Origin of the sequence: Photobacterium phosphoreum, assembly GCF_002954725.1 — a bacterium.
GTDB lineage: Bacteria > Pseudomonadota > Gammaproteobacteria > Enterobacterales > Vibrionaceae > Photobacterium > Photobacterium phosphoreum.
This window is the reverse complement of record NZ_MSCQ01000004.1, coordinates 155,043-177,844: the sequence shown is the minus strand read 5'-3', so window position 1 is coordinate 177,844 and position 22,802 is coordinate 155,043. Positions and strand designations below refer to the sequence as shown.

At 43.0% G+C, this 22,802-nt stretch carries 19 protein-coding genes; 8 read left to right on the top strand and 11 right to left on the bottom strand.

Annotation, left to right across the window (positions count from 1 at the left end; translation table 11 throughout):
- Positions 1–280: 280 nt before the first annotated feature.
- Genes hemG through BTO21_RS19915 form a run of 3 tightly spaced genes read right to left on the bottom strand, consistent with a single transcriptional unit; the run spans position 281 to position 2,946 of the window.
- A complete protein-coding gene (gene hemG / locus BTO21_RS19925) occupies positions 281–805 on the bottom strand; it encodes a menaquinone-dependent protoporphyrinogen IX dehydrogenase (protein WP_065192536.1) in 525 nt (174 codons plus the stop codon).
- A gap of 10 nt (positions 806–815) precedes the next feature.
- Positions 816–2,273 carry a TrkH family potassium uptake protein gene (locus BTO21_RS19920; RefSeq protein ID WP_045029806.1) on the bottom strand — a complete coding sequence of 486 codons (1,458 nt, stop codon included), beginning with the start codon at positions 2,271–2,273 and terminating at the stop codon, positions 816–818.
- A 46-nt stretch (positions 2,274–2,319) separates the two neighbouring features.
- Positions 2,320–2,946: a YigZ family protein gene (locus BTO21_RS19915; protein WP_045029804.1), complete on the bottom strand. Its 627-nt coding sequence runs from the start codon at positions 2,944–2,946 to the stop codon at positions 2,320–2,322.
- Positions 2,947–3,210: 264 nt separating this feature from the next.
- Here BTO21_RS19915 and fadB point away from each other — a divergent pair, with 264 nt between their 5' ends.
- The 3 genes from fadB (at position 3,211) to acuI (ending at position 7,706) form a co-directional block, all read left to right on the top strand.
- Positions 3,211–5,385 carry a fatty acid oxidation complex subunit alpha FadB gene (fadB, locus tag BTO21_RS19910; protein ID WP_045029803.1) on the top strand — a complete coding sequence of 725 codons (2,175 nt, stop codon included), beginning with the start codon at positions 3,211–3,213 and terminating at the stop codon, positions 5,383–5,385.
- A 10-nt stretch (positions 5,386–5,395) separates the two neighbouring features.
- Positions 5,396–6,562, top strand: coding sequence for an acetyl-CoA C-acyltransferase FadA (gene fadA, locus BTO21_RS19905; protein ID WP_045029801.1), 1,167 nt, complete (start codon positions 5,396–5,398; stop codon positions 6,560–6,562).
- Positions 6,563–6,725: 163 nt separating this feature from the next.
- Positions 6,726–7,706, top strand: coding sequence for an acrylyl-CoA reductase (NADPH) (gene acuI, locus BTO21_RS19900; protein ID WP_045029799.1), 981 nt, complete (start codon positions 6,726–6,728; stop codon positions 7,704–7,706).
- Positions 7,707–7,780: 74 nt separating this feature from the next.
- Here the strand turns inward: acuI and BTO21_RS19895 are convergent, their stop codons facing one another.
- Entirely contained in the window at positions 7,781–8,722 is a 942-nt protein-coding gene (locus BTO21_RS19895) for a LysR family transcriptional regulator (protein WP_045029798.1), read from the bottom strand.
- 116 nt (positions 8,723–8,838) lie between these two features.
- On the bottom strand, positions 8,839–9,027 hold the full coding sequence (locus BTO21_RS19890) for a hypothetical protein (RefSeq protein ID WP_045029796.1): 189 nt from the start codon (positions 9,025–9,027) through the stop codon (positions 8,839–8,841).
- Between the two features lie 140 nt (positions 9,028–9,167).
- On the opposite strand from BTO21_RS19890, the gene tusA reads away from it, so the two are divergent.
- On the top strand, positions 9,168–9,419 hold the full coding sequence (tusA, locus tag BTO21_RS19885) for a sulfurtransferase TusA (RefSeq protein WP_045029795.1): 252 nt from the start codon (positions 9,168–9,170) through the stop codon (positions 9,417–9,419).
- Positions 9,420–9,457: 38 nt separating this feature from the next.
- Here the strand turns inward: tusA and BTO21_RS19880 are convergent, their stop codons facing one another.
- Positions 9,458–9,706, bottom strand: a complete 249-nt coding sequence (locus BTO21_RS19880; protein WP_045029793.1) for a hypothetical protein — start codon at positions 9,704–9,706, stop codon at positions 9,458–9,460.
- Between the two features lie 278 nt (positions 9,707–9,984).
- Positions 9,985–10,656 (bottom strand): YiaD family glycine zipper/OmpA-like lipoprotein, encoded by a 672-nt coding sequence (locus BTO21_RS19875; protein ID WP_105026983.1) that lies wholly within the window; start codon positions 10,654–10,656, stop codon positions 9,985–9,987.
- Between the two features lie 301 nt (positions 10,657–10,957).
- On the opposite strand from BTO21_RS19875, the gene glyQ reads away from it, so the two are divergent.
- The 3 genes from glyQ to BTO21_RS19860 all read left to right on the top strand — a co-directional run bounded on the left by glyQ (position 10,958) and on the right by BTO21_RS19860 (position 15,436).
- Positions 10,958–11,869, top strand: coding sequence for a glycine--tRNA ligase subunit alpha (gene glyQ / locus BTO21_RS19870; protein ID WP_036789134.1), 912 nt, complete (start codon positions 10,958–10,960; stop codon positions 11,867–11,869).
- Positions 11,870–11,878: 9 nt separating this feature from the next.
- Positions 11,879–13,948, top strand: coding sequence for a glycine--tRNA ligase subunit beta (glyS, locus tag BTO21_RS19865; protein ID WP_045029789.1), 2,070 nt, complete (start codon positions 11,879–11,881; stop codon positions 13,946–13,948).
- Positions 13,949–14,185: 237 nt separating this feature from the next.
- Positions 14,186–15,436 carry a valine--pyruvate transaminase gene (locus tag BTO21_RS19860; RefSeq protein WP_045029809.1) on the top strand — a complete coding sequence of 417 codons (1,251 nt, stop codon included), beginning with the start codon at positions 14,186–14,188 and terminating at the stop codon, positions 15,434–15,436.
- A gap of 101 nt (positions 15,437–15,537) precedes the next feature.
- Here the strand turns inward: BTO21_RS19860 and gyrB are convergent, their stop codons facing one another.
- From gyrB to dnaA, 4 genes are read right to left on the bottom strand one after another with little or no spacing between them, the layout of a single operon-like run.
- The gene (gene gyrB, locus BTO21_RS19855) at positions 15,538–17,958 is read right to left on the bottom strand and encodes a DNA topoisomerase (ATP-hydrolyzing) subunit B (protein WP_045029787.1); all 2,421 of its coding nucleotides are present in this window, start codon (positions 17,956–17,958) and stop codon (positions 15,538–15,540) included.
- Positions 17,959–17,973: 15 nt separating this feature from the next.
- Positions 17,974–19,056 (bottom strand): DNA replication/repair protein RecF, encoded by a 1,083-nt coding sequence (recF, locus tag BTO21_RS19850; RefSeq protein WP_045029786.1) that lies wholly within the window; start codon positions 19,054–19,056, stop codon positions 17,974–17,976.
- 2 nt (positions 19,057–19,058) lie between these two features.
- The gene (gene dnaN / locus BTO21_RS19845; protein ID WP_045029784.1) at positions 19,059–20,159 is read right to left on the bottom strand and encodes a DNA polymerase III subunit beta; all 1,101 of its coding nucleotides are present in this window, start codon (positions 20,157–20,159) and stop codon (positions 19,059–19,061) included.
- A 1-nt stretch (position 20,160) separates the two neighbouring features.
- A complete protein-coding gene (dnaA, locus tag BTO21_RS19840; RefSeq protein WP_045029782.1) occupies positions 20,161–21,558 on the bottom strand; it encodes a chromosomal replication initiator protein DnaA in 1,398 nt (465 codons plus the stop codon).
- A 476-nt stretch (positions 21,559–22,034) separates the two neighbouring features.
- Between dnaA and BTO21_RS19835 the strand changes: the two genes are divergently transcribed.
- On the top strand, positions 22,035–22,790 hold the full coding sequence (locus tag BTO21_RS19835; protein WP_045029780.1) for an amino acid ABC transporter substrate-binding protein: 756 nt from the start codon (positions 22,035–22,037) through the stop codon (positions 22,788–22,790).
- The last annotated feature ends 12 nt before the right edge of the window (positions 22,791–22,802 follow it).

The window sequence follows — 22,802 nt, the reverse complement described above, 5'->3', positions numbered from 1 at the left end:
CATTCTTCTTCGAAGAACCAAACATTTAACTGTTTAATCGTTTCGTTGAAGTGGACGGTCATTCTAACGGAATAACGTAAAGTGTCAACCACTTTTTAAATTATTCCATCTGGAATATTATCCAATCGATTGAAGCATAACACCTTCTTTATAAAGCTGCTCAGCGTCTCGATAGAGCAGCAGTATAGAGACAACTGCTGCCATCGCAACTACTTTATGCTTTTTATCAATAAAAAGGGTTCGTTAGATCAAAAAGCAAACAAAGCGATCAATAATACGATTATAACGCCTTAAACTGTTGGCTAAAATTCGACACTTTTTGCCAATCGGTATATTCAACTTCTTTAGTTGTATCTGTTTCACCATCTGTTAACTTCATTATCAACTTAATCATAGTGCGATCAAAAAAGTTATAACGTGGATAACGTAATGCACCAGCAAAGACTGCCATCATTTTAGGATGCCATGGCGACTTCAATAAAAACTTCTTTATATAAGCACTAGTAGCTGGAGTATCTTTACCTTCTTTACGCGCAGTTAAGTTAACACAAAAGAAAGCGACTTTAGCTTGCTCAAGATCCGTAAGATTACGATCGATAAATTGATAAAGCTTTTTGTTTAAATGTCCATAGCGTACAGAAGCCCCGACCAGAATTCGATCGTAACCACTAAAATCAATTTTTGGCTCTAAGTGAATATCGCTATATTCACAACAATACTGATCACCTAAATCCCTCTCTATATGATTAAGGATTTTAATTGTTTGTCCTTCACTGCTGGAATGTAGAAATAACACCTTTTCCATGATTGCTCCTTTAGTTACGCCAAAAGGTCGGCGTAAATAAAACTAATAATGTAAACACTTCTAAACGCCCAAATAGCATAGCGATAATGAGGATCCATTTCGCGGAGTCATTTACCTGACCAAAATGGACGGCAACTTCCCCTAAGCCTGGACCTAAATTATTAAGCGTGGCGGCTACTGCAGAAAATGCGGTTAACTCATCAATACCGGTTGCGATAAGTGCCAGCATACACACCACAAACACCAGTGCATAAGCAGAGAAAAAACCCCACACCGCATCCACGACCCGTTGAGGTAACGCTTTATGACCAAGTTTAATGGTATACACCGCTCGAGGATGCACTAAACGTTTTAGCTCTCGCACCCCTTGAAGTGAAAGTAATAGCATTCGAATAACTTTCATCCCACCTCCTGTTGAACCAGCACAACCACCAATAAAAGAGGAGAACAACAGTAAAACAGGTAAAAACAATGGCCAATCAGAGAATCCGGTGGTGGTAAAGCCCGCAGTAGTAGAAATAGAGACGGTTTGAAACAATGCTTGATCAAAAGCATCAAAAGTTTGGTCATAAGAATGGTGCTTTAATAACAACCCAAAGCAAATCGCAAATAAAATAAACTGCACCACAAAAAACGCTCTAAACTCAGGATCTCGCCAGTACGTTTTAAGATTGATTTTACCATTACCAAATGCTGCAAAGTGAAGTGAAAAATTACAAGCTGATATTAAGAGGAAAACCACCGTGATCATATTAATCATTGGACTATTAAAATAGCCGATACTGGCATCATGGGTTGAAAACCCGCCAATCGCAATCGTTGAAAAGCTATGGGATATTGCATCAAAGCCACTCATACCAGCAAGCCAAAACGCTAACGCACAAGCAATTGTTAATACCAGATAGATGTACCACAACGTTTTTGCGGTTTCAGCGATACGTGGTGTCATTTTACTGTCTTTTACCGGACCTGGTGTTTCCGCACGGTATAGCTGCATGCCACCGATACCCAATACCGGTAATATCGCCACCGCTAACACGATGATCCCCATACCGCCAAACCACTGCAGTAACTGGCGATAAAATAAGATCGCTTTCGGTAAATGATCAAGCCCTACAATTACCGTTGCACCCGTTGTTGTCAGTGCAGAAAATGATTCAAAAAAGGAGTCAGCAACCGACAAATCTGGATTTTTAGATAAAAGAAAAGGTACAGCTCCTGCGCTACCAATGACGCTCCAAAATAACACCACAATTAAAAAACCATCACGGGCTTTTAATTCGTGCCGTTGGTAACGGTTAGGAAACCATAATGATGACCCTCCAGCTAACAGTAAAAAGAAAGTCACCACAAACGGAAATCCCGCACCATCACGGTAAATCAAAGCAACCAATGCGGGAATTAACATAGTGACACTAAATAAAGCGAGCAACAGCCCGACGATACGAATAATTGAACGAAACTGCATGGCCTTAATCGGCCCTCATCTGAAAATACATAATAAAGAAGAGTGGTTAACTATCAGGGGTTGATGTTGCAACGATCCGCCCACCACTACGATTAATTAGTTTGGTGCTAAACTCAGCCACAATTCGACTATCTAGTGCTAAACACATACTCACTTGTTGACCATAATCAGCGTTAAGTTGAGTGCCGTTATATTCACTTAATAATGCTTCAACTAATGAAATTTGATTATAATCACAACATAAAAACAACTCACTAATGATAATCTTTTGTTGTGTGGTTAATAACGTTAATGCCTGTTGTACACCTCCACCATAAGCCTTAACTAATCCACCCGTACCTAAGTGAATACCACCAAAGTAACGTACAACAACCGCTGTTAACTCACCAACACCACTACCACTTAATTGGGCTAATATTGGTTTACCCGCGGTACCCGATGGCTCACCGTCATCACTAAAGCCCCACAACATTGAATCGGTTGGTCGACCAGCAATAAAACCCCAGCAATGATGATTGGCGTTTGAATGGGCTAATTTCACTTCCCCAATAAACTGTTTAGCAGCCTCAATTGACGCGGTGTGTGCTAAATAAGTAAGAAAATGGCTTTTCTTTATTTCTTCTTCGAAAACTATCGACTGCAGTGGGATCAAATAAGGCTCAGAAGTTGACATGACACATATCCCATCATAAAAAAAGAGGGGCAGGATAACATATTCCTATCACGACCCAAGCAATGCTAATGCACGCTTGTAACAAGTCTTAGTATACAAATAATTGTATTGAAGATGATGCACCAACTGACAATGTTACATAAATGTTTAAATTATTTATTGAATTTGTGCGCATTGCGGTTCAGACTAAACATTAACCACTACAGGTCAAACCAGTTAGATCGCGCCTGATCCGTCATAGAATGGAATATATGGAGATAGAACATGATTTACCACGGTGAAACACTCTCAGTCCGTTACCTTGAAGAGGGTATTGCTGAACTTATTTTTGATGCGCCATCTTCAGTCAATAAATTCGACTTAGCCACCCTTGAAAGTTTTAACCTTGCCCTTGATGCACTGTATCAACAACCCAATCTTAACGGTCTCATTTTACGTTCAACCAAAACGGCTTTTATTGTCGGTGCAGATATCACCGAGTTTCTAGGGTTATTCGCACTCCCCACGGATCAACTTTCGCAATGGCTTCATCACGCCAATACAATTTTTAATAAATTAGAAGATTTACCGGTTCCAACCATCTCCGCCATTAATGGTTATGCCCTTGGCGGTGGCTGCGAATGTGTACTCGCCACTGATTTTAGAGTTGTCGATCATCAAGCCCGTATTGGACTACCAGAAACCAAACTCGGGATCATGCCCGGCTTTGGTGGCACCGTCCGTTTACCGCGGTTAATTGGTGCAGATAACGCAATCGAAATGATCACCGCAGGCAAAGATAAAACAGCGGATGCAACCTTAAAAGTAGGGTTAGTCGATGCAGTGGTTGCCACTGATACCTTACCGACAGCAGCATTAAGCATGATTAAACAAGCCATTGCAGGTGATTTAGATTGGCAGCAACGTCGCAATCAAAAGCAAACCCCATTACGCTTAAGCGCTACTGAAGCCTTAATGAGTTTTACGACTGCTAAAGCAATGGTGGCGAGTATTGCAGGTAAACACTACCCTGCACCAATGGCTGCGGTGAAAGCGATAGAAGCTGCCGCAACCTGTAAACGTCAACAAGCGCTGGCTATCGAAAATACCCATTTTGTTACCCTCGCTAAAACTGATGTCGCTCAAGCGCTGGTCGGTATTTTTCTCAATGACCAATACCTCAAAAGCCAAGCCAAACAAGCACTAAAAACTGCAAAACCAACCCAACAAGCGATGGTATTGGGCGCAGGGATCATGGGCGGTGGCATTGCCTACCAATCTGTAACTCATCATGTTCCCGTCATTATGAAAGATATTACTCGTGACGCCTTAACACTTGGGATGCAGCAAGCAGCGAAGTTACTCAATAAAAAACTCATTCGAGGACGCATTGATGGCTTACAAATGGCGGCAACGTTAGCCACTATCACTCCAGCCCTTACCTATGCAGATCCCAACCTAGTCGATGTCATTATTGAAGCGGTGATTGAGAATCCATCTATAAAAGCAGCAGTGCTCGCTGAGGTGGAACAACACGTTACCGACACCACGGTGATCACCTCTAATACCTCAACCATTCCCATTAATTTATTAGCAGCCTCATTACAACGTCCTCAAAATTTTTGTGGGATGCATTTTTTTAATCCAGTTCACAAAATGCCATTAGTTGAGATCATTCGCGGCCAACACACTGCCAATGAAACCATTGATCGCGTGGTGGCTTATGCCGCTCAAATGGGAAAAACGCCCATCGTGGTTAATGATTGTCCTGGTTTTTTTGTTAATCGGGTCTTATTCCCTTATCTCGCGGCATTTAGTTTATTACTGCGTGATGGTGGTGATTATCGTCAGATTGATAATGTCATGGAGCAGGATTTTGGATGGCCAATGGGGCCGGCTTATCTGCTGGATGTGGTTGGCATTGATACTGCCCATCACGCTCAAAAAGTGATGGCGCAAGGCTTTCCGCAACGTATGGCAAAACACGATACCGATGCTATTGATGTGTTATACGAGCAACAACGCTTTGGGCAAAAAACAGGGATAGGCTTTTTCAATTACCGCCTCGATAAAAAAGGGAAACCTAAAAAAACCATCGATCCACAAACCGCAACCTTACTCGCCTCCATTGCAGCAACACCGACCTCATTTGATAATGCCACCATTATTGACCGCATGATGATCCCAATGATTAATGAAGTCGTGCGCTGCTTAGAAGAAAACATTATTGCGACGCCAGCTGAAGCCGATATGGCGCTAGTCTACGGTTTAGGCTTTCCACCATTTAGAGGCGGTGTGTTCCGTTATTTAGATCATTTAGGGCTAGCCAACTACGTCGCGTTAGCCGATAGCTACCAATCTCTTGGGCCGTTATATCAAGTACCAGACGGATTAAGAGCGAAAGCAATAGCGAATGAGCGCTATTACCCTGCAGCAATAGCGGTCACGATGACCCACTAAGGAGCTTATTATGAATAACGTTGTGATTGTTGACTGCATCCGTACCCCAATGGGGCGCTCAAAAGGTGGCGCATTTCGTCATGTTCGCGCTGAAGATTTATCGGCACATTTAATGAAAGGATTATTAACCCGCAATCCTCAGTTAGACCCAGCCGATCTAGACGATATTTATTGGGGCTGTGTGCAACAAACCTTAGAGCAAGGATTTAATATTGGTCGTAACTCAGCCCTACTCGCAGGGGTCCCAACCACAGTAGGCGCAACAACCGTAAACCGCTTATGTGGTTCATCAATGCAAGCACTGCATGACGCTACCCGTGCAATTATGGTCGGTGATGCTCAAAGCTGTTTAATTGGCGGGGTTGAGCACATGGGCCATGTGCCGATGACTCTCGGGGTTGATTTCCACCCAGGACTGACAAAAACAGTCGCCAAAGCAGCAGGAATGATGGGACTCACCGCGGAAATGCTGGCTCGAAAATATGCTATTAGCCGTGAACTGCAAGACCAATTTGGCGTACGCTCACACCAACGCGCCCATGCCGCCACAATCGAAGGTCGATTTAGCCATGAAATTTTCGCTACTGAAGGTCATGATAGCGACGGTATTTTGAAAAGATATACTACCGATGAGGTTATTCGCCCTGAAACAACCCTCGCTGGATTAAGCCAATTACGGCCTATTTTTGATCCCACCAACGGTACTGTCACAGCAGGTACATCATCAGCGTTATCAGATGGCGCAGCGGCAATGTTATTAATGGATGAACGCCAAGCACGCATATTAGGTTTACCTATTCGAGCGCGTATAAAAGCCATGGCAATTGCAGGTTGTGAGCCCTCATTAATGGGCTTTGGTCCAGTACCTGCGACTCAAAAAGCATTACAACGGGCAGGCTTAAGCTTAAATGATATCGACGTTATCGAACTCAATGAAGCCTTTGCCGCCCAAACGTTACCCTGCATTACAGCGTTGGGATTAATAGATCAACTCGATGAAAAAATAAACCTAAATGGCGGCGCTATCGCACTCGGTCATCCGTTGGGGTGTTCGGGCGCACGTATTTCAACCACCCTAATCAATATTATGGAACAACAACATGCCCACTTTGGTTTAGCCACTATGTGTATCGGTTTAGGACAAGGCATTGCCACTATCTTTGAACGAATAGAATAATTACACTCAATGCCAAAGGTGTTGCGGCTGGCTGTATCATGGAACAAACAACATGCAACTTACACATAGATACAATGAGTAAGTTTCATTTTCTTCATCGAGATAAGCCGTCTACACTCAATTCTATCTTAATTGCTAACCATGATTTCCCCGGAGTATTGCAATGTTTAAAGCACTAGTACTAGAACAAGAAGATAAAAAAACACTAGCAACTATTCGCCAAGTGGCAACATCTGAATTACCTGAAGGTGATGTATTAATTGATGTTGATTACTCTTCATTAAACTACAAAGATGGCTTAGCAATTACCGGTAAAGGTCGTATCGTACGTCAATTCCCTATGGTTCCAGGTGTTGATCTGACCGGTACAGTGGCTGAATCAAGTGATGATCGCTACCAGATTGGCGATAAAGTGGTGCTTACTGGCTGGGGCGTCGGTGAAGGTCATTGGGGTGGTATGGCAGAAAAAGCACGTCTAAAAGCAGATTGGCTCGTACCATTACCTACCAACCTTGATGGCAAACAAGCGATGATGGTCGGTACTGCTGGCTTAACCGCCATGTTATGTGTACAAGCAATTGTTGATGCTAATGTAAAACCAGAAGATGGTGAAATTTTAGTAACAGGCGCTAGCGGTGGTGTCGGCTCTGTTGCCGTTACATTACTGGCACAGCTAGGTTATAAAGTAGCGGCAGTAACAGGCCGCGCTGAAACTAACGGCCCATTACTGAAGCAACTAGGCGCAACCACTATTATCGACCGTAGTGTTTTTGAAGAGCCGGCTCGACCACTTGATAAGCAATTATGGGCTGGTGCGATTGATACTGTAGGCAGTAAAGTTTTAGCAAAAGTACTAAGCCAAATTAACTACAACGGCGCAGTCGCAATTTGTGGCCTTGCTGGCGGCTTTGATTTACCCACAACAGTCATGCCTTTCATTCTACGTAACGTACGTTTACAAGGTATCGATTCTGTCATGTGTCCGTTTGAAAAGCGTCAACAAGCATGGCAACGTCTAACTGAATTACTACCAGCAAGCTACTTTGAACAAGCCTGCCGTGAAGTGACTCTTGAACAAGTGGCAGAATGTGCAGAAGCGATCACCCATGGTCAGATCACAGGTCGGGTCGTGATTAAACTGTAATGCTATAACGCATGATTGTTATAAATAACGATTAAGGTCAGCCATGAGCTGGCCTTTTTATTTGCCCACACTCACTACAACAAGCCAATATCATGGATGCGTGAATTAATCAGTCGCCCACACTCTTCTTTAATAATATTACGTAACCATATTTGTGATGCTGAATGCTCACAGCGTGCATGCCATAATAATGAATACTCAAACGGCTTAAATTCAAACGGCAATGGCTTCACAATTAATTGGTAACGCTCTGCAACTAAATAAGCCAAATCAGCTGGCACTGTAATGATCAACGGCATCTGTTCAATTATCGCGAGGGCGGCTTCTAGATGAGAAGCCCGTAATACCATTTTCGGTTGAGGGTAACCACGTAACTGCTCATCAATTAATGCCTTAACCCCATCGCTAACGGCAATCATCGCATGCGGATAAGTTAGGTAATCTTGGAATGTGAGGGTTTTATTGGCTAATGGGTGATTCTGGCTCACTAAACAAAACACACTCACCAACCCTAATAACTGATGGCATAACGGTTCAACATCGGCACCCGGACGACAAATTGCTAAATCACAGCCACCAGAGGTTAACTGTGACAACAAATTATCATGCTGCAACGGATTAAACGCTAATGAAATGTGGGGGGCTTCTTGATAAATACGCGGTAATGCAAACGGCAAAATAGTCTGCATAGCATAGTCAGTGGTAGCAATCTTAAATGTTTGAGCACAGGCGGCAGGTTCAAAATCACTCGGCGTCAGTAACAATCGCAGAGATTCCAACGGCTCATTTAATTGTTCATTTAATTCTAGCGCCCGTTGAGTCGGTAACAATGATTGCCCTTGACGAGTAAACAATGGGTCCCCAAGCAAATCACGTAACCGCCCAAGCACTCGACTCATCGCTGATTGGCTGAGGTTAAGCCTGACGGCTGCGCGACTAACACTGCATTCATCCAATAACACTTTTAACGCAACCAGCAAATTTAAGTCACGACGGTAAACTTCTTCAAGCTCCATGGTTTACTTCTCTAACGCTTAAAATTAATCCTCTATGGCGACAGTATGGCGGGATAGATAAAAAAAATCCCGCCTTTTAAAGCGGGAACATCTATATCTTGCATCATAAACCAGTATTAACGCTGGTTTTTTTGTTGTTCCAATTCATTTTTATTGCTGAGTTCAACCCATAACCCAAGGATCGCAGCAAGTAATCCACCGATAGCAAATAGACCTGTCGAATGATGACTGGTTAGCATAATGGTACTAAATGAAATGATACACAACACGGCATAAATCATTACGCGGTCGATTGATGTCAACATAATATCCCCCTAATCCATTAGAAAGAAAAAGTTAATGTATTGTTAACAACGTTACACAGTTTATCTTGATTTGCCAAGTCTTATTGATTAATTCTTATCCATCAGTATGATCGTAATGTCTACAATAATACGTGTAAATTATGACTGCAATTTTTGAAAATCCGACCTATAACCTCGATGCACAAGGCCTGCGCTGCCCAGAGCCAGTAATGATGGTCCGTAAGACTGTCAGGAAAATGGCAGCCAATGAAACCTTATTAGTCATTGCTGATGATCCATCAACCACCCGCGATATTCCGAGCTTTTGTCGCTTTATGGATCACACGCTCATTGCCGCAGAAACAGAAACACTACCCTACCGTTTTCTGATACAAAAAGGCGTTAATAACTAATCAAACACAAAGCAGCGCTCATCGACGCTGCTTTTTAGTTACTCTTGATTATGTTGCTGCTGACGCAAATTATCGAGCTGCTGCTGTAATTGCTGTTGCTGTTTTTTTAATGGTAATACATAACGTAAACGTACCCATGCATCGACAGCTAAATACGTACTAATAATAGTACCCACCACCATTGGTAACCACAGATCAGTCAGCATCATACCGATAATATTCAGTGCTAATGCAATATGAAATAACCAACACTGACTTTGGGGAGAGATTGCTAAAAATCGTGTCATTCAAGCCTCCTACTGTAACTGAATCAGCCTCATTTATAACTCATAACGTGTTAAATATAATGCTTACTTTAACATGCTAATAAGTGATTATCTTGCGCTGAAATCACAGTTACAGCTTAATTAAAGCCACGGTTATAATGCGTTAATGCCTCCCTAAGCTCACCAAGGTTTCACATGAAACTAGCCACCATCCTATTTTTAATCAAAAAAAAACCATGTGCCTAAGCTCATGGTTTTTATATATATTACACAACAATATCATTCTCAATACGAGAAAATTAACCTAGTGGAGATAGAATGATCTCAACACGACGGTTTTGTGCACGACCTTGTGATGTACCATTAGTCGCTACAGGGCTGTTTTCTCCACGACCTTGAGAGACAACACGGTTAGCATTAACACCTTGACGGATAAGGTAGTTACCTACTTCACCAGCACGTACTTGTGATAAACGCTGGTTATAAGCCGCAGCACCAGAGCTATCAGTAAAGCCTAATACGTTAAGTTGAGTTTTAGGATATTCCTTCGCTACCAATGCTACATTATGCAACGCTTCCATCGCACGGCCATTTAATGAAGACTGATCTACACCAAAAGTAATTTCATTTGGCATATTTAAAATGATGTTATTGCCATTACGCGTAACCGTGATTCCTGAAGATGCGAGTTGCTGACGCAATTTCGCTTCTTGTACATCCATGTAATAACCAATACCACCACCCAATGCTGCACCCGATGCAGCACCAATTAGCGCACCTTTACCGCGATCATGCTTGCTTGAAGAAGCGATACCAATTGCAGCACCCGCTAATGCACCAATGATTGAACCACCCGTACCTTTTGCGGTTTGGCTTTCACCTGTGTAAGGGTTAACAGTAGAACAACCTGTCATCGTAATTGCTACCACAACTGAAATTACAGCGGCACGAACCCACGTTTTTGACGTCATTACTTGTTTATTTACCATCTTATTTCAAGACCCATGTGCTCGATCAAATCATCGAGGGTATGATAAAAATCACATCGAAAGGCTTTCGACGTAATATCTTTTATCGTTATTGTAATCAACCATTCTATTTACGCCATCAAAATAATGTTAAAAGGTGGCTAAAAATCAGCTTCAATAACGGGAATTATCTCAAAACAAGCCCCTGATGGATAAAAAACACTCACGGACCCTACTCGCCTCTTGGCTGGCAATGTATACTTGATAACTAATCATTTCATCCACTAATCTCGCGAAGCTGACAATGCAGAAATACGATATTAAAACCTTTCAGGGCATGATCCTCGCGCTGCAGGATTACTGGGGCCAACAAGGCTGTACTATTGTGCAACCTCTTGACATGGAAGTGGGCGCAGGTACCTCGCACCCAATGACATGTCTACGAGCTCTAGGTCCAGAACCAATTGCAGCAGCGTATGTACAACCTTCTCGCCGTCCAACCGACGGTCGTTACGGTGAAAACCCTAACCGTCTTCAGCACTACTATCAGTTCCAGGTAATGCTTAAGCCGTCTCCAGATAACATTCAGGAACTGTACTTAGGCTCATTAGAAGTGCTAGGTGTAGATACAAAAGTACATGACATCCGTTTTGTAGAAGACAACTGGGAAAACCCAACCTTGGGTGCTTGGGGTCTTGGCTGGGAAGTTTGGCTTAACGGTATGGAAGTAACGCAGTTTACTTATTTCCAACAAGTTGGTGGCCTTGAGTGTAAGCCTGTTACAGGTGAAATCACTTACGGTATCGAACGTCTAGCGATGTACATTCAAAACGTTGACTCAGTCTATGACTTAGTTTGGACAGATGGCCCACTAGGTAAAGTAACCTACGGTGATATCTTCCATCAAAACGAAGTTGAGCAATCGACTTACAACTTTGAACACGCCGATGTTGATTTCCTATTTACTTTCTTTGACCAGTGCGAGAAAGAATCACTGAAGCTATTAGCTCTTGAGCAGCCACTGCCATTACCTGCTTACGAGCGTATATTGAAAGCAGCACATGCCTTCAACCTACTTGATGCCCGTAAAGCAATCTCAGTGACTGAGCGTCAACGTTACATTCTACGTATTCGTAACGTAACCAAACAAGTTGCTGAAGCTTACTACGCATCACGCGAAGCACTTGGCTTCCCAATGTGTAAAAAAGATAAGTAAGGGATAGCCATGACAGATAAGAATTTCTTAATTGAGCTAGGTACTGAAGAGTTGCCACCCAAGGCACTTCGCACTCTAGCTGAAGCGTTTGCAGCCAACTTTGAAGCAGAACTAAAAGCCGCTAACTTACCTCACCAAGGTATTAAGTGGTATGCAGCACCGCGCCGTCTTGCACTTAAAGTGACAGCGCTTGCTGAAAATCAACCAGATAAAGTCGTTGAAAAACGCGGTCCTGCTATCGCTGCTGCTTTTGATACTGACGGTAATGCAACCAAAGCTGCTCAAGGTTGGGCACGTGGCAATGGCATTACGGTTGATCAAGCTGAGCGCATGGTTACCGATAAAGGCGAATGGCTACTGTTCAAGCAAGAAGTGAAAGGCCAACCCGCCCAAACATTACTGCCAGAACTTGCCGCAGCTGCACTCGCTAAGCTTCCTATTCCACGCCCTATGCGTTGGGGTGATAAAGACACTCAATTTATTCGTCCAGTGAAAACACTAACGATGCTATTAGGTGACGAGCTTATCGAAGGCACTATTTTAGGTGTGGCTTCGGCGCGTACTATTCGTGGTCACCGCTTTATGGGTGAAGCTGAATTTACTATCGATAATGCTGACCAATACCCTGCGATTCTAGAAGAGCGCGGCAAGGTAATGGCAGATTACGAAGCACGTAAAGCAATCATTTTGACTGATGCTAAGCTAGCAGCTGATGCTGTTGGCGGGATTGCAGATCTTGATGATGAATTAGTTGAAGAAGTGACTTCACTGGTTGAATGGCCAGTTGTACTAACCGCTTCATTTGAAGAAGAGTTCCTAAAGGTACCTTCTGAAGCCTTGGTTTACACCATGAAAGGTGACCAAAAGTACTTCCCTGTTTACGATACTGAAGGCAACTTAGTGCCTAAGTTCATCTTCGTTTCTAACATCATCTCAAATGATCCAAGCCAAGTTATCTCAGGTAATGAGAAAGTGGTTCGTCCTCGTTTAGCCGATGCTGAGTTTTTCTTTAATACTGACCTTAAAAGCAAGTTAGTTGATCGTCTGCCTCAACTTGAGACAGCTATCTTCCAAAAGCAATTAGGTACGATTAAAGATAAAACCGATCGCATCACTGAACTTGCGGGCTACATTGCAGACCAGATCGGTGCTGATGTCACTAACGCTAAACGTGCTGGCCTACTGGCTAAGTGTGACTTAATGACCTCAATGGTATTTGAGTTCACTGAGACCCAAGGCGTGATGGGCATGCACTATGCACGTCATGATGGCGAAGCTGAAGATGTGGCGCTAGCACTGAACGAGCAATACATGCCTCGTTTTGCTGGCGACCAACTACCAAGCACTGGCGTATCATCTGCAGTGGCAATGGCTGACAAACTAGATACTATTGTTGGTATCTTTGGTATTGGCCAAGCACCAAAAGGTAGCGACCCATTTGCATTACGTCGTGCTTCTTTAGGTGTACTGCGTATCATCGTTGAAAACGGTTACGATCTTGACTTGGTTGATCTTGTTGCGAAAGCGCACTCACTGTTTGGTGACAAGCTAACTAACGCTAATGTTGATTCAGACGTGATTGAATTTATGCTGGGTCGTTTCCGTGCATGGTATCAAGACGCAGGTTTCAGCATTGATGTTATTCAAGCTGTGCTAGCAATGCACCCAACTCAACCAGCTGACTTTGATAAGCGTGTAAAAGCGGTAAGTCACTTCCGTGAATTGGATGCAGCAGAATCACTAGCCGCAGCCAATAAGCGTGTGGGTAACATTCTGGCTAAGTTTGACGGTGAGTTACCAACAACGGTTGATAACAGCTTACTTGTAGAAACCGCAGAGAAAGAGCTAGCAGCAAAAGTTGAGACAGTTGTCGCAGCCCTAGCACCAGTCTTCGCTGTCGGTGATTACCAGCAAGCACTGACAGAGCTAGCATCACTACGCGAACCTGTCGATGCTTTCTTCGATAACGTAATGGTGATGGCTGATGACGAACAACTTAAAGTTAACCGTCTAGCATTGCTTAACCTATTGCGTAACCAGTTCTTACAAGTCGCTGATATTTCATTACTGCAAAAGTAACGATTATCGCTAATAAATAAGAATGACTAACCACGCTACGGCGTGGTTTTTTTATAAGCTAACTTTTTATCATTCCAATTGTTCCACGTGAAACACTCGACACAGCCGACCACTACTATTAGAACTAACAAAGGGTTTCGCTTCTGATTGCAATCAGGTATTTTGATCTTTCGCCCACGCTACATCATGGGTATCGCAACCACTCAAAACTGCACTGATATAGAGGTCGATAGCACCATGGAATTTTCTGGCTTTGGCGATAAATTCGCTGGCGATTCAGGCATTACCCAATTAATGCACGATTTAAATGATGGTTTAACCAACCCGAATGCGATTATGCTTGGTGGGGGGAATCCGGCTCAAATCCCAGCAATGGTCGATTATTTTAATCAGCTGCTGGCTGAAATGGCTGCCACGGGAGAGTTAACCGCCGCCATCACCAACTACGATGGCCCTCAAGGAAAAGACCTTTTTATTAGCGCCCTCGCGACCTTACTTAAGCAACATTATGGTTGGGACATCAGCAGTAAAAACATCACCCTCACCAACGGTAGTCAAAGTGCCTTCTTTAATTTATTCAATTTATTAGCCGGTAAATGCCAAGATGGTTCCCATAAAAAGATCCTGTTACCGCTATCGCCAGAATATATTGGCTATGCCAGTGCTGGTCTTGATGATGATATGTTTATCTCCTACCAGCCAACAATCAGCTTGTTGAACGATGGTTTATTTAAATACCATATTGATTTTAGTCAATTAGTTATCGATGACAGCATTGGAGCGATTTGTGCATCACGCCCCACTAACCCGACCGGTAACGTGCTGACTGACGATGAAATTAAGCAGCTTGATACACTGGCACAACAGCATAATATTCCACTGATTATCGACAATGCTTACGGCATACCTTTCCCTGATATTATCTTTGCCGACGTAACCCCGTTTTGGAACCGTAATACCATATTATGTATGAGCCTTTCCAAATTAGGTTTACCGGGTATTCGCTGCGGAATTGTGATTGCCAATGAAGAGATTATTACTGCGCTCACCAATATCAACGGTATTATCAATTTAGCACCCGGCAGTTTAGGCCCAGCAATTGCTGATAAGCTAATCGCGCGTAATGACTTATTACGTTTAAGCCATGACATCATTCGCCCTTTTTATTACCGTAAAGCACAATATGCCGTGAGTCGATTACAGCACTATATTACTGATCCACGGTTTCGAATCCATAAACCTGAAGGTGCGATATTCTTATGGCTGTGGTGCGATGCATTACCGATCACTACCAAAGAACTTTATCGACGTTTAAAAGCGCGCGGGGTGTTAATTGTTCCAGGGGAATATTTCTTTATTGGTTTAGACAAACCATGGCGACACAGTCAGCAATGTTTACGGATGAACTACGTTCAAAGTGATGAACTGATGGATCAAGGGATTAAAATAATTGCCGAAGAGATCACCCACGCTTATGCCGAAGGCTAACAAGTACCCTACCCTCTTAGCCTAATAATCAACAACCGCCCATAAAAAAACGCCGCTATTACTAGCGGCGTTTTTTAATAGTTCACTAACGCGATGACAAACTACACGTCAAGGTTAGCCACTTTTAATGCGTTCTCTTCAATGAAGTTACGACGCGGTTCAACTTGATCACCCATCAAACAGGTAAACAGTTCATCAGCTGCAACAGCATCATTAATCGTTACTTGTAGCATGCGACGAACTTCAGGATCCATCGTTGTTTCCCACAACTGGTTAGGGTTCATTTCGCCCAGACCTTTATAACGCTGTAAAGAAAGACCACGACGTGATTCTTTGTTAAGCCACTCTAATGCTTCTTTGAAACTTTCGATAGGCTGCTTACGCTCACCACGCTGAACAAAAGCAGTTTCATCCAATAGACCGTCTAATGCTTCAGACAAATCAGCCAATTTACCGTATTCTTTTGAATTAAGTAAATCAAAGCTTAATGGATATTCATGGTCAACACCGTGTGTACGAACCACAACCTTAGGTAAGAAGACGTTATTCTCTTCATCACGTAAAATTTCAAACGTAAACTGGCTTTCACCTGTTTGCTTGGCATTTAATGCCGCAATCAAATGCGTTAACCATGCTTCAACTTGCGCGCTATCCGCTAGCATTTCAGTACTTAGACGGGGTTGGTAAACCAACTCGTTAAGCATTAATGTTGGGTAACGACGGCTCATGCGCTCAATCAATTTCATGCCGCTATTGTACTGAGTCACCAAACCTTCAAGTGCGGCACCTGTCATTGCAGGCGCACCATCATTAGCAAACAGTGATGCATTATCCAATGCCAATGATGTTTGGTATTGGTTCATCTCTTCATCATCTTTGATGTATTGCTCTTGCTTACCTTTCTTCACTTTGTAAAGTGGTGGCTGGGCAATATAGATATGACCACGCTCAATAAGCTCTGGCATTTGACGGTAGAAGAAGGTCAATAGCAACGTACGAATGTGCGAACCATCGACATCGGCATCGGTCATGATGATGATATTGTGGTAACGCAATTTATCTGGGTTGTACTCGTCACGACCAATACCACAGCCCATTGCTGTGATCAGGGTTGCCACTTCTTGAGAAGATAACATCTTATCAAAACGGGCTTTTTCAACGTTTAGGATCTTACCTTTAAGCGGTAGGATTGCCTGATTTTTACGGTTACGTCCCTGCTTGGCTGAACCGCCAGCAGAGTCCCCTTCCACGATGTAAAGTTCAGATAGTGCAGGATCTTTTTCCTGACAATCAGCAAGTTTACCTGGAAGACCGGCTAAATCTAATGCGCCTTTACGACGAGTCATTTCACGGGCTTTACGTGCCGCTTCACGGGCGCGTGAAGCATCAATGATCTTGCCACAAATGATTTTAGCATCTGCTGGGCTTTCTAATAAAAACTCGGCAAACTTCTCATTCATTGCTGATTCAACCGCAGTTTTCACTTCGCTTGATACTAGCTTATCTTTAGTTTGGCTTGAGAACTTAGGATCAGGGACTTTAACCGAAACAACCGCGATCAAGCCTTCACGTGCATCATCACCAGATGTTGCCGCTTTGGCTTTCTTTGAATAACCTTCTTTATCCATGAAGGTATTTAAAGTACGGGTTAATGCGCCACGGAAACCCGCTAAGTGGGTACCGCCATCACGTTGAGGGATATTGTTGGTAAAACAGTAAACGCCTTCTTGGAAACCGTCATTCCACTGCATCGCCACTTCAACAGTAATGCCATCTTCACGCTCACTATCAAAGTGAAAAACCTTCTGGTGAATCGGAGTTTTATTACGGTTTAAGTGCTCAACGAAGGCACGAATACCACCTTCATAGGTAAAGTGGTCTTGCTTGCCTTCTTCGCGTTCATCGATCAATCGAATTGAGATGCCAGAATTCAAGAATGACAATTCACGTAAACGTTTCGCTAATATTTCGTAATGAAATTCAAGATTATTAGTAAAGGTTTCTTCGCTTGGCCAAAAACGTAAACGGGTACCAGTTTTATCACTATCACCAACCTCTGCCAATGGTGCTTGAGGCACACCATGACAATACGTTTGCTGATAAATATGACCATTACGATTAATGGTTAGCTCAACTTTTTCAGACAAGGCGTTTACAACCGAAACACCTACGCCATGGAGGCCGCCAGACACTTTGTAAGAATTATCATCGAATTTACCACCAGCGTGAAGGACGGTCATGATAACTTCCGCCGCAGACACACCTTCTTCTTCGTGAAGTTCAGTCGGAATACCACGACCGTCATCGCTTACAGAAACCGAACCATCTTCGTGAATCGTAACAATGATATCTTCACAGTGACCAGCAAGAGCCTCATCGATAGAGTTATCGACAACCTCAAAAACCATGTGGTGCAAGCCAGTACCATCATCAGTATCACCGATGTACATTCCTGGGCGCTTACGTACCGCATCGAGGCCTTTAAGCACCTTAATGCTTGATGAATCGTAATTGTTGGACATTGAGTTACTCTCGCTTTAATTATCCTGTGTTATCTTACCGTGTTCAACCATGAACAACTTACCATTTTCATCAAGCATATCAACCACTTGCTCGCGACTAATAGCACTAATGAACACTTGGGCTTTAGTTTCCTTTAATCGCTGCGCTAGCAACGCTCGCCTATGGCTATCCAATTCGGAAGCAAAATCATCAATTAGGTAAATACACTGTTTGCCGGTGGCCTCAGTTAAATGTAAACCTTGCGCTAAACGCAATGCACACACCATTAACTTTAACTGACCGCGGGACAATACGTCCTCAACCGGTATTCCAGCAACTTTGATCCGTAAATCAGCCTTGTGAGGCCCACTTACGGTATAGCCAAGCTGACAGTCACGCTCAAAATTACGTTGTAGCAGCTCAGCATACGGTGTCTCTTTTTCCCAGCCACGGTAGAAACCGAGCTGGATATCAAACTCAGGTAGGAACACCTGACATATTTCAGCCGCTTTTATTTTAACAGCATTAATATAGTCTTGGCGCCATACACTCATCTGTTCAGCAAGTAACGCGAGCTCTTGATCCCAATAACTGAGTTCACGGTAACTACGCGCTTGCTTTAATAAGGCATTACGTTGTTTTGTCAGTCGCTTTAAGCGGCTCCATGCATTATAGAACTTTGGCTCAACATGAAACACACCCCAGTCAATAAAAGCCCGTCGAAATTTAGGACCACCGATTAATAAATCAAATCCTTCAGGGGTTATTAACTGTAACGGTAGCATCTGGGCGAGTTGGGCTAATTTCTGATTGCCCTCTCCACCAATTTTAACTTCAGTGGTGCCATCGCGCTGTTTACTGATCCCTACCGGTAAAATAAGATCATTGTTATCGGTCACTCGGCCATGAATAAATAACTGTTGTTGCTCATGGCGAATAACGCGACTGGTTAAATGACTACGAAACGAACGCCCATGACCTAAATAATGAATCGCTTCAAGAACACTGGTCTTGCCGCTGCCATTGGCACCCACTAAAAAATTAAATCCACTGGCTAACGTAATATCGCATTGAGCAATATTACGAAAATCCTGCACTAATAGCCGAGTCAGCGCCATAATTACAATCTAATTGGCATTACTACATACATGGCTTCATCATTAGTCGCATCTTCAATTAATGACGGTGCATTGGCATCCGATAATGACAACCGCACTTGATCACACTTAAGGGTGTTTAATACATCAAGCACATAACTGACATTGAAACCAATTTCTAAGCTGTCACCTTGATAATCAACATCAAGGAACTCTTCCGCTTCTTCTTGCTCGGGGTTATTGGCGGTAATGCGCATTTCGCCATTGGATAACCCAACTCTTACGCCACGAAACTTCTCATTTGATAAAATAGCGGCACGTGCGAATGCTTTACGCAATTCATCACAATTGGCTTCAACAAACTTGGTGCTATTTTGTGGCATTACGCGGCGATAATCAGGAAAGCGACCATCGACTAACTTAGAGGTAAATACAAAATTACCCACTGTCGCACGTAGATTAGAATGGCCAATTTGAATGTTAACCAATGCGTCTGGATTATCAAACAACCGCACCAATTCAAGTACCCCTTTACGCGGTACAATAATTTGTTTAGTCGGTAAATCATGGCCGGTATTAATCGCACAAACCGCCATACGGTGACCATCGGTTGCTACCGAACGTAAATGTTGGCCATCGGTTTCAAATAACATTCCATTCAGATAGTAACGCACATCTTGGTTTGCCATTGAAAACTGGGTACTGTCGATCAGTTGACGCATTCGCCCTTGCTCAAGGGTAAACTCAACCTCACTTTGCCAATCTTCAATATTAGGAAAATCGGCGGCAGGTAACGTAGTTAACGTATAACGGCTACGACCAGAACGAATTAAAACGCGATCACCTTCATAGATAACCGCAATGTTTGCACTATCAGGCAAACCGCGGCAAATATCTAAAAATTTACGTGACGGTACTGTCACTGCACCCGCTTCAAAATCACCGTCTAGTGCAATTTTAGCAATCAACTCAACTTCAAGATCTGTACCTGTCATCGACAAGCAGCCATTCTCAACTTGCAGCAAAATATTGCCTAAAATAGGTAATGACGGACGACCACCTAAAGCACCAGTCACCTGCTGCAAAGGTTTTAATAAATGTTCACGTTCAACAGTAAATTTCATATTAAGACGACAACGTTCTAATTAGGTTTGAATAATCTTCTTTAATATCGTGGCTTTCTTCACGTAGCTGCTCAATCTTACGACAAGCATGGAGCACGGTAGTATGATCGCGACCGCCAAAGGCATCGCCAATCTCAGGAAGACTGTGGTTTGTTAGCTCTTTCGCGAGTGCCATCGCCATTTGACGTGGACGAGCAACACTACGAGAACGACGCTTAGACAGCATATCTGCCATCTTTATTTTATAATATTCAGCAACCGTCTTCTGAATATTATCAATCGTTACCAGCTTTTCTTGTAATGCGAGTAAATCACGCAGTGCTTCACGGACAAAATCAATCGTGATCGCGCGACCGGTAAAATTAGCATTGGCAATCACACGATTCAACGCCCCTTCTAACTCACGTACGTTTGAGCGTAATCGCTTCGCAATAAAGAATGCCACTTCATCAGCCAGACGAATATTATGATCTTCGGCTTTCTTCATTAAAATTGCAACGCGTGTTTCTAGCTCAGGCGGCTCAATAGCAACCGTTAATCCCCAACCAAAGCGCGATTTTAAACGATCTTCAACCCCGTTAATTTCACGAGGGTAACGATCGGACGTTAAAATAATTTGCTGATTACCTTCTAATAACGCATTAAAGGTATGAAAAAACTCTTCTTGAGAACGTTCTTTATTAGCAAAAAATTGAATATCATCAATCAATAACGCATCAACACTGCGGTAATAACGCTTAAATTCTTCAATCGCATTATTTTGTAGCGCTTTCACCATATCTTGTACAAAACGCTCGGAGTGCATGTAAACCACTTTCGCGTTAGGTTTTCGATTGGCAATCGCGTTACCGACGGCGTGCAATAAGTGGGTTTTACCTAAACCAGTACCACCGTATAAGAACAATGGATTGTAGGCGGCACCCGGGTTATCGGACACTTGACGACAAGCAGCTAAGCCTAATTGGTTGGATTTACCTTCAACAAAATTATTAAAATTATGTTTCGGGTTCACATTAGAACGGTAGCCCCCTGGCGATTCAGTTTGTACTGGAGACGGTGCCGGCTCATAGCGCATTGGTGCCGGCTCTGCACGGGGTCTTGATTGTGGCAAGGTGAATATTGGCGGTGCAACATGTTGGGGTGGTGCAGCAACAGGCTTGCTCCCTACCTCAAAATGCAAACTTGGCGTATCAGCACCACAAAACTCATTAAGCAACCGATTAATGTTATTAAGATATTTATCACGCACCCAATCAAGCACAAACCGATTAGGGGCAAATAATGTCAAGGTATGATCATTTAATTCAGCCTGAAGCGGACGCAGCCACATACTGAATTCTGTCGCAGGGAGTTCTTCCTGAAGGCGTTGAAGGCACTGCAACCATAGCGAAGATGACAAGGTAGACTCCACACTGAATAAACAAAACATAAAAGGGGGAATAATTTTATACGCGCTGAACAAGGATCACCAGTAAAGAGATCGCAGATCCAGTGAATAAGATCGAACTTATGCACATAGATCCCACAACAAAATGCAAGATCAGCACAATTTAACCCACCTTTACCCACAACTATATTAACACAGCTATCACAAAGATAAGTCTTTCATTCCCCGTTTAATGCTGTTTTTACTTAATAATGGTCATTTTATCAGCGTCAATTATCATCCACAGGGAAAACCTAACATTGTGGGTAACCTTTTATGCCAATACCCCCCTCTCTGTATGCCAAAAAAAGCATAATATTAAGTAGCAATATGTTGCTAGCCAAACAAATAGTTATTTCAAATAACTGTTAATTATTATCTTTATCATTTAATACCAAGGTAGGATGGCTTCGCCAAATAACCTCCTATCAAGGTAAGGAAAATACCGAATGAAAAACTGGATAAAAACCATTGTGATTGCAAGTACACTGTTTGCTTGTACAACCACCAGTGTCATGGCTGCAACCACAGTTAAAGTGGGGATGTCCGGTCGTTATTTTCCATTTACTTTTGTTAGCCAAGATAAACTACAAGGGTTTGAAGTTGATCTTTGGAATGCGATTGGTAAACGTAACGACTATCACGTCGAATTTGTTACCGCCAGCTTCTCTGGCTTATTTGGTCAATTAGAAACTGGCCGGATTGATACTATTTCCAATCAAATTGCCATTACCCCTGCCCGCCAAGCAAAATTTTTATTTAGCCAACCTTATGTGATTGATGGCGCGCAATTAGTCGTTCGAAAAGGCAATAACACTATTCATTCAACGGCTGACTTAGATGGCAAAACTGTGGGCGTAAATCTCGGTTCAAACTATGAGCAACTGCTCCGTCAGCTACCGAATGCCGATAAAATTAATATTAAAACCTATGACAGTGGTATCGAACAAGATGTGGCGTTAGGACGAACTGATGCGTTTGTGATGGATCGTTTATCGTCAGTCGCGGTTATTAATGACAAGCCATTACCCTTACAGCTAGCGGGTAAACCGTTTGCGACCATTGAAAGTGCATGGCCATTTTTAAACAACGCCAAAGGGAAATTATTACAGCAACAAGTAAATCAAGCTTTAGCTGCAATGCGTAAAGACGGCACACTGGCTGCAATATCAACCAAATGGTTCAAGAGCGACATCACTCAATAATTAACGCCTCAT

Coding starts and splice junctions, on each gene's coding strand:
- hemG (WP_065192536.1), bottom strand. CDS start 805: ATGGAAAAGGTGTTATTTCTACATTCCAGCAGTGAAGGACAAACAATT.
- BTO21_RS19920 (WP_045029806.1), bottom strand. CDS start 2,273: ATGCAGTTTCGTTCAATTATTCGTATCGTCGGGCTGTTGCTCGCTTTA.
- BTO21_RS19915 (WP_045029804.1), bottom strand. CDS start 2,946: ATGTCAACTTCTGAGCCTTATTTGATCCCACTGCAGTCGATAGTTTTC.
- fadB (WP_045029803.1), top strand. CDS start 3,211: ATGATTTACCACGGTGAAACACTCTCAGTCCGTTACCTTGAAGAGGGT.
- fadA (WP_045029801.1), top strand. CDS start 5,396: ATGAATAACGTTGTGATTGTTGACTGCATCCGTACCCCAATGGGGCGC.
- acuI (WP_045029799.1), top strand. CDS start 6,726: ATGTTTAAAGCACTAGTACTAGAACAAGAAGATAAAAAAACACTAGCA.
- BTO21_RS19895 (WP_045029798.1), bottom strand. CDS start 8,722: ATGGAGCTTGAAGAAGTTTACCGTCGTGACTTAAATTTGCTGGTTGCG.
- BTO21_RS19890 (WP_045029796.1), bottom strand. CDS start 9,027: ATGTTGACATCAATCGACCGCGTAATGATTTATGCCGTGTTGTGTATC.
- tusA (WP_045029795.1), top strand. CDS start 9,168: ATGACTGCAATTTTTGAAAATCCGACCTATAACCTCGATGCACAAGGC.
- BTO21_RS19880 (WP_045029793.1), bottom strand. CDS start 9,706: ATGACACGATTTTTAGCAATCTCTCCCCAAAGTCAGTGTTGGTTATTT.
- BTO21_RS19875 (WP_105026983.1), bottom strand. CDS start 10,656: ATGACGTCAAAAACGTGGGTTCGTGCCGCTGTAATTTCAGTTGTGGTA.
- glyQ (WP_036789134.1), top strand. CDS start 10,958: ATGCAGAAATACGATATTAAAACCTTTCAGGGCATGATCCTCGCGCTG.
- glyS (WP_045029789.1), top strand. CDS start 11,879: ATGACAGATAAGAATTTCTTAATTGAGCTAGGTACTGAAGAGTTGCCA.
- BTO21_RS19860 (WP_045029809.1), top strand. CDS start 14,186: ATGGAATTTTCTGGCTTTGGCGATAAATTCGCTGGCGATTCAGGCATT.
- gyrB (WP_045029787.1), bottom strand. CDS start 17,958: ATGTCCAACAATTACGATTCATCAAGCATTAAGGTGCTTAAAGGCCTC.
- recF (WP_045029786.1), bottom strand. CDS start 19,056: ATGGCGCTGACTCGGCTATTAGTGCAGGATTTTCGTAATATTGCTCAA.
- dnaN (WP_045029784.1), bottom strand. CDS start 20,159: ATGAAATTTACTGTTGAACGTGAACATTTATTAAAACCTTTGCAGCAG.
- BTO21_RS19835 (WP_045029780.1), top strand. CDS start 22,035: ATGAAAAACTGGATAAAAACCATTGTGATTGCAAGTACACTGTTTGCT.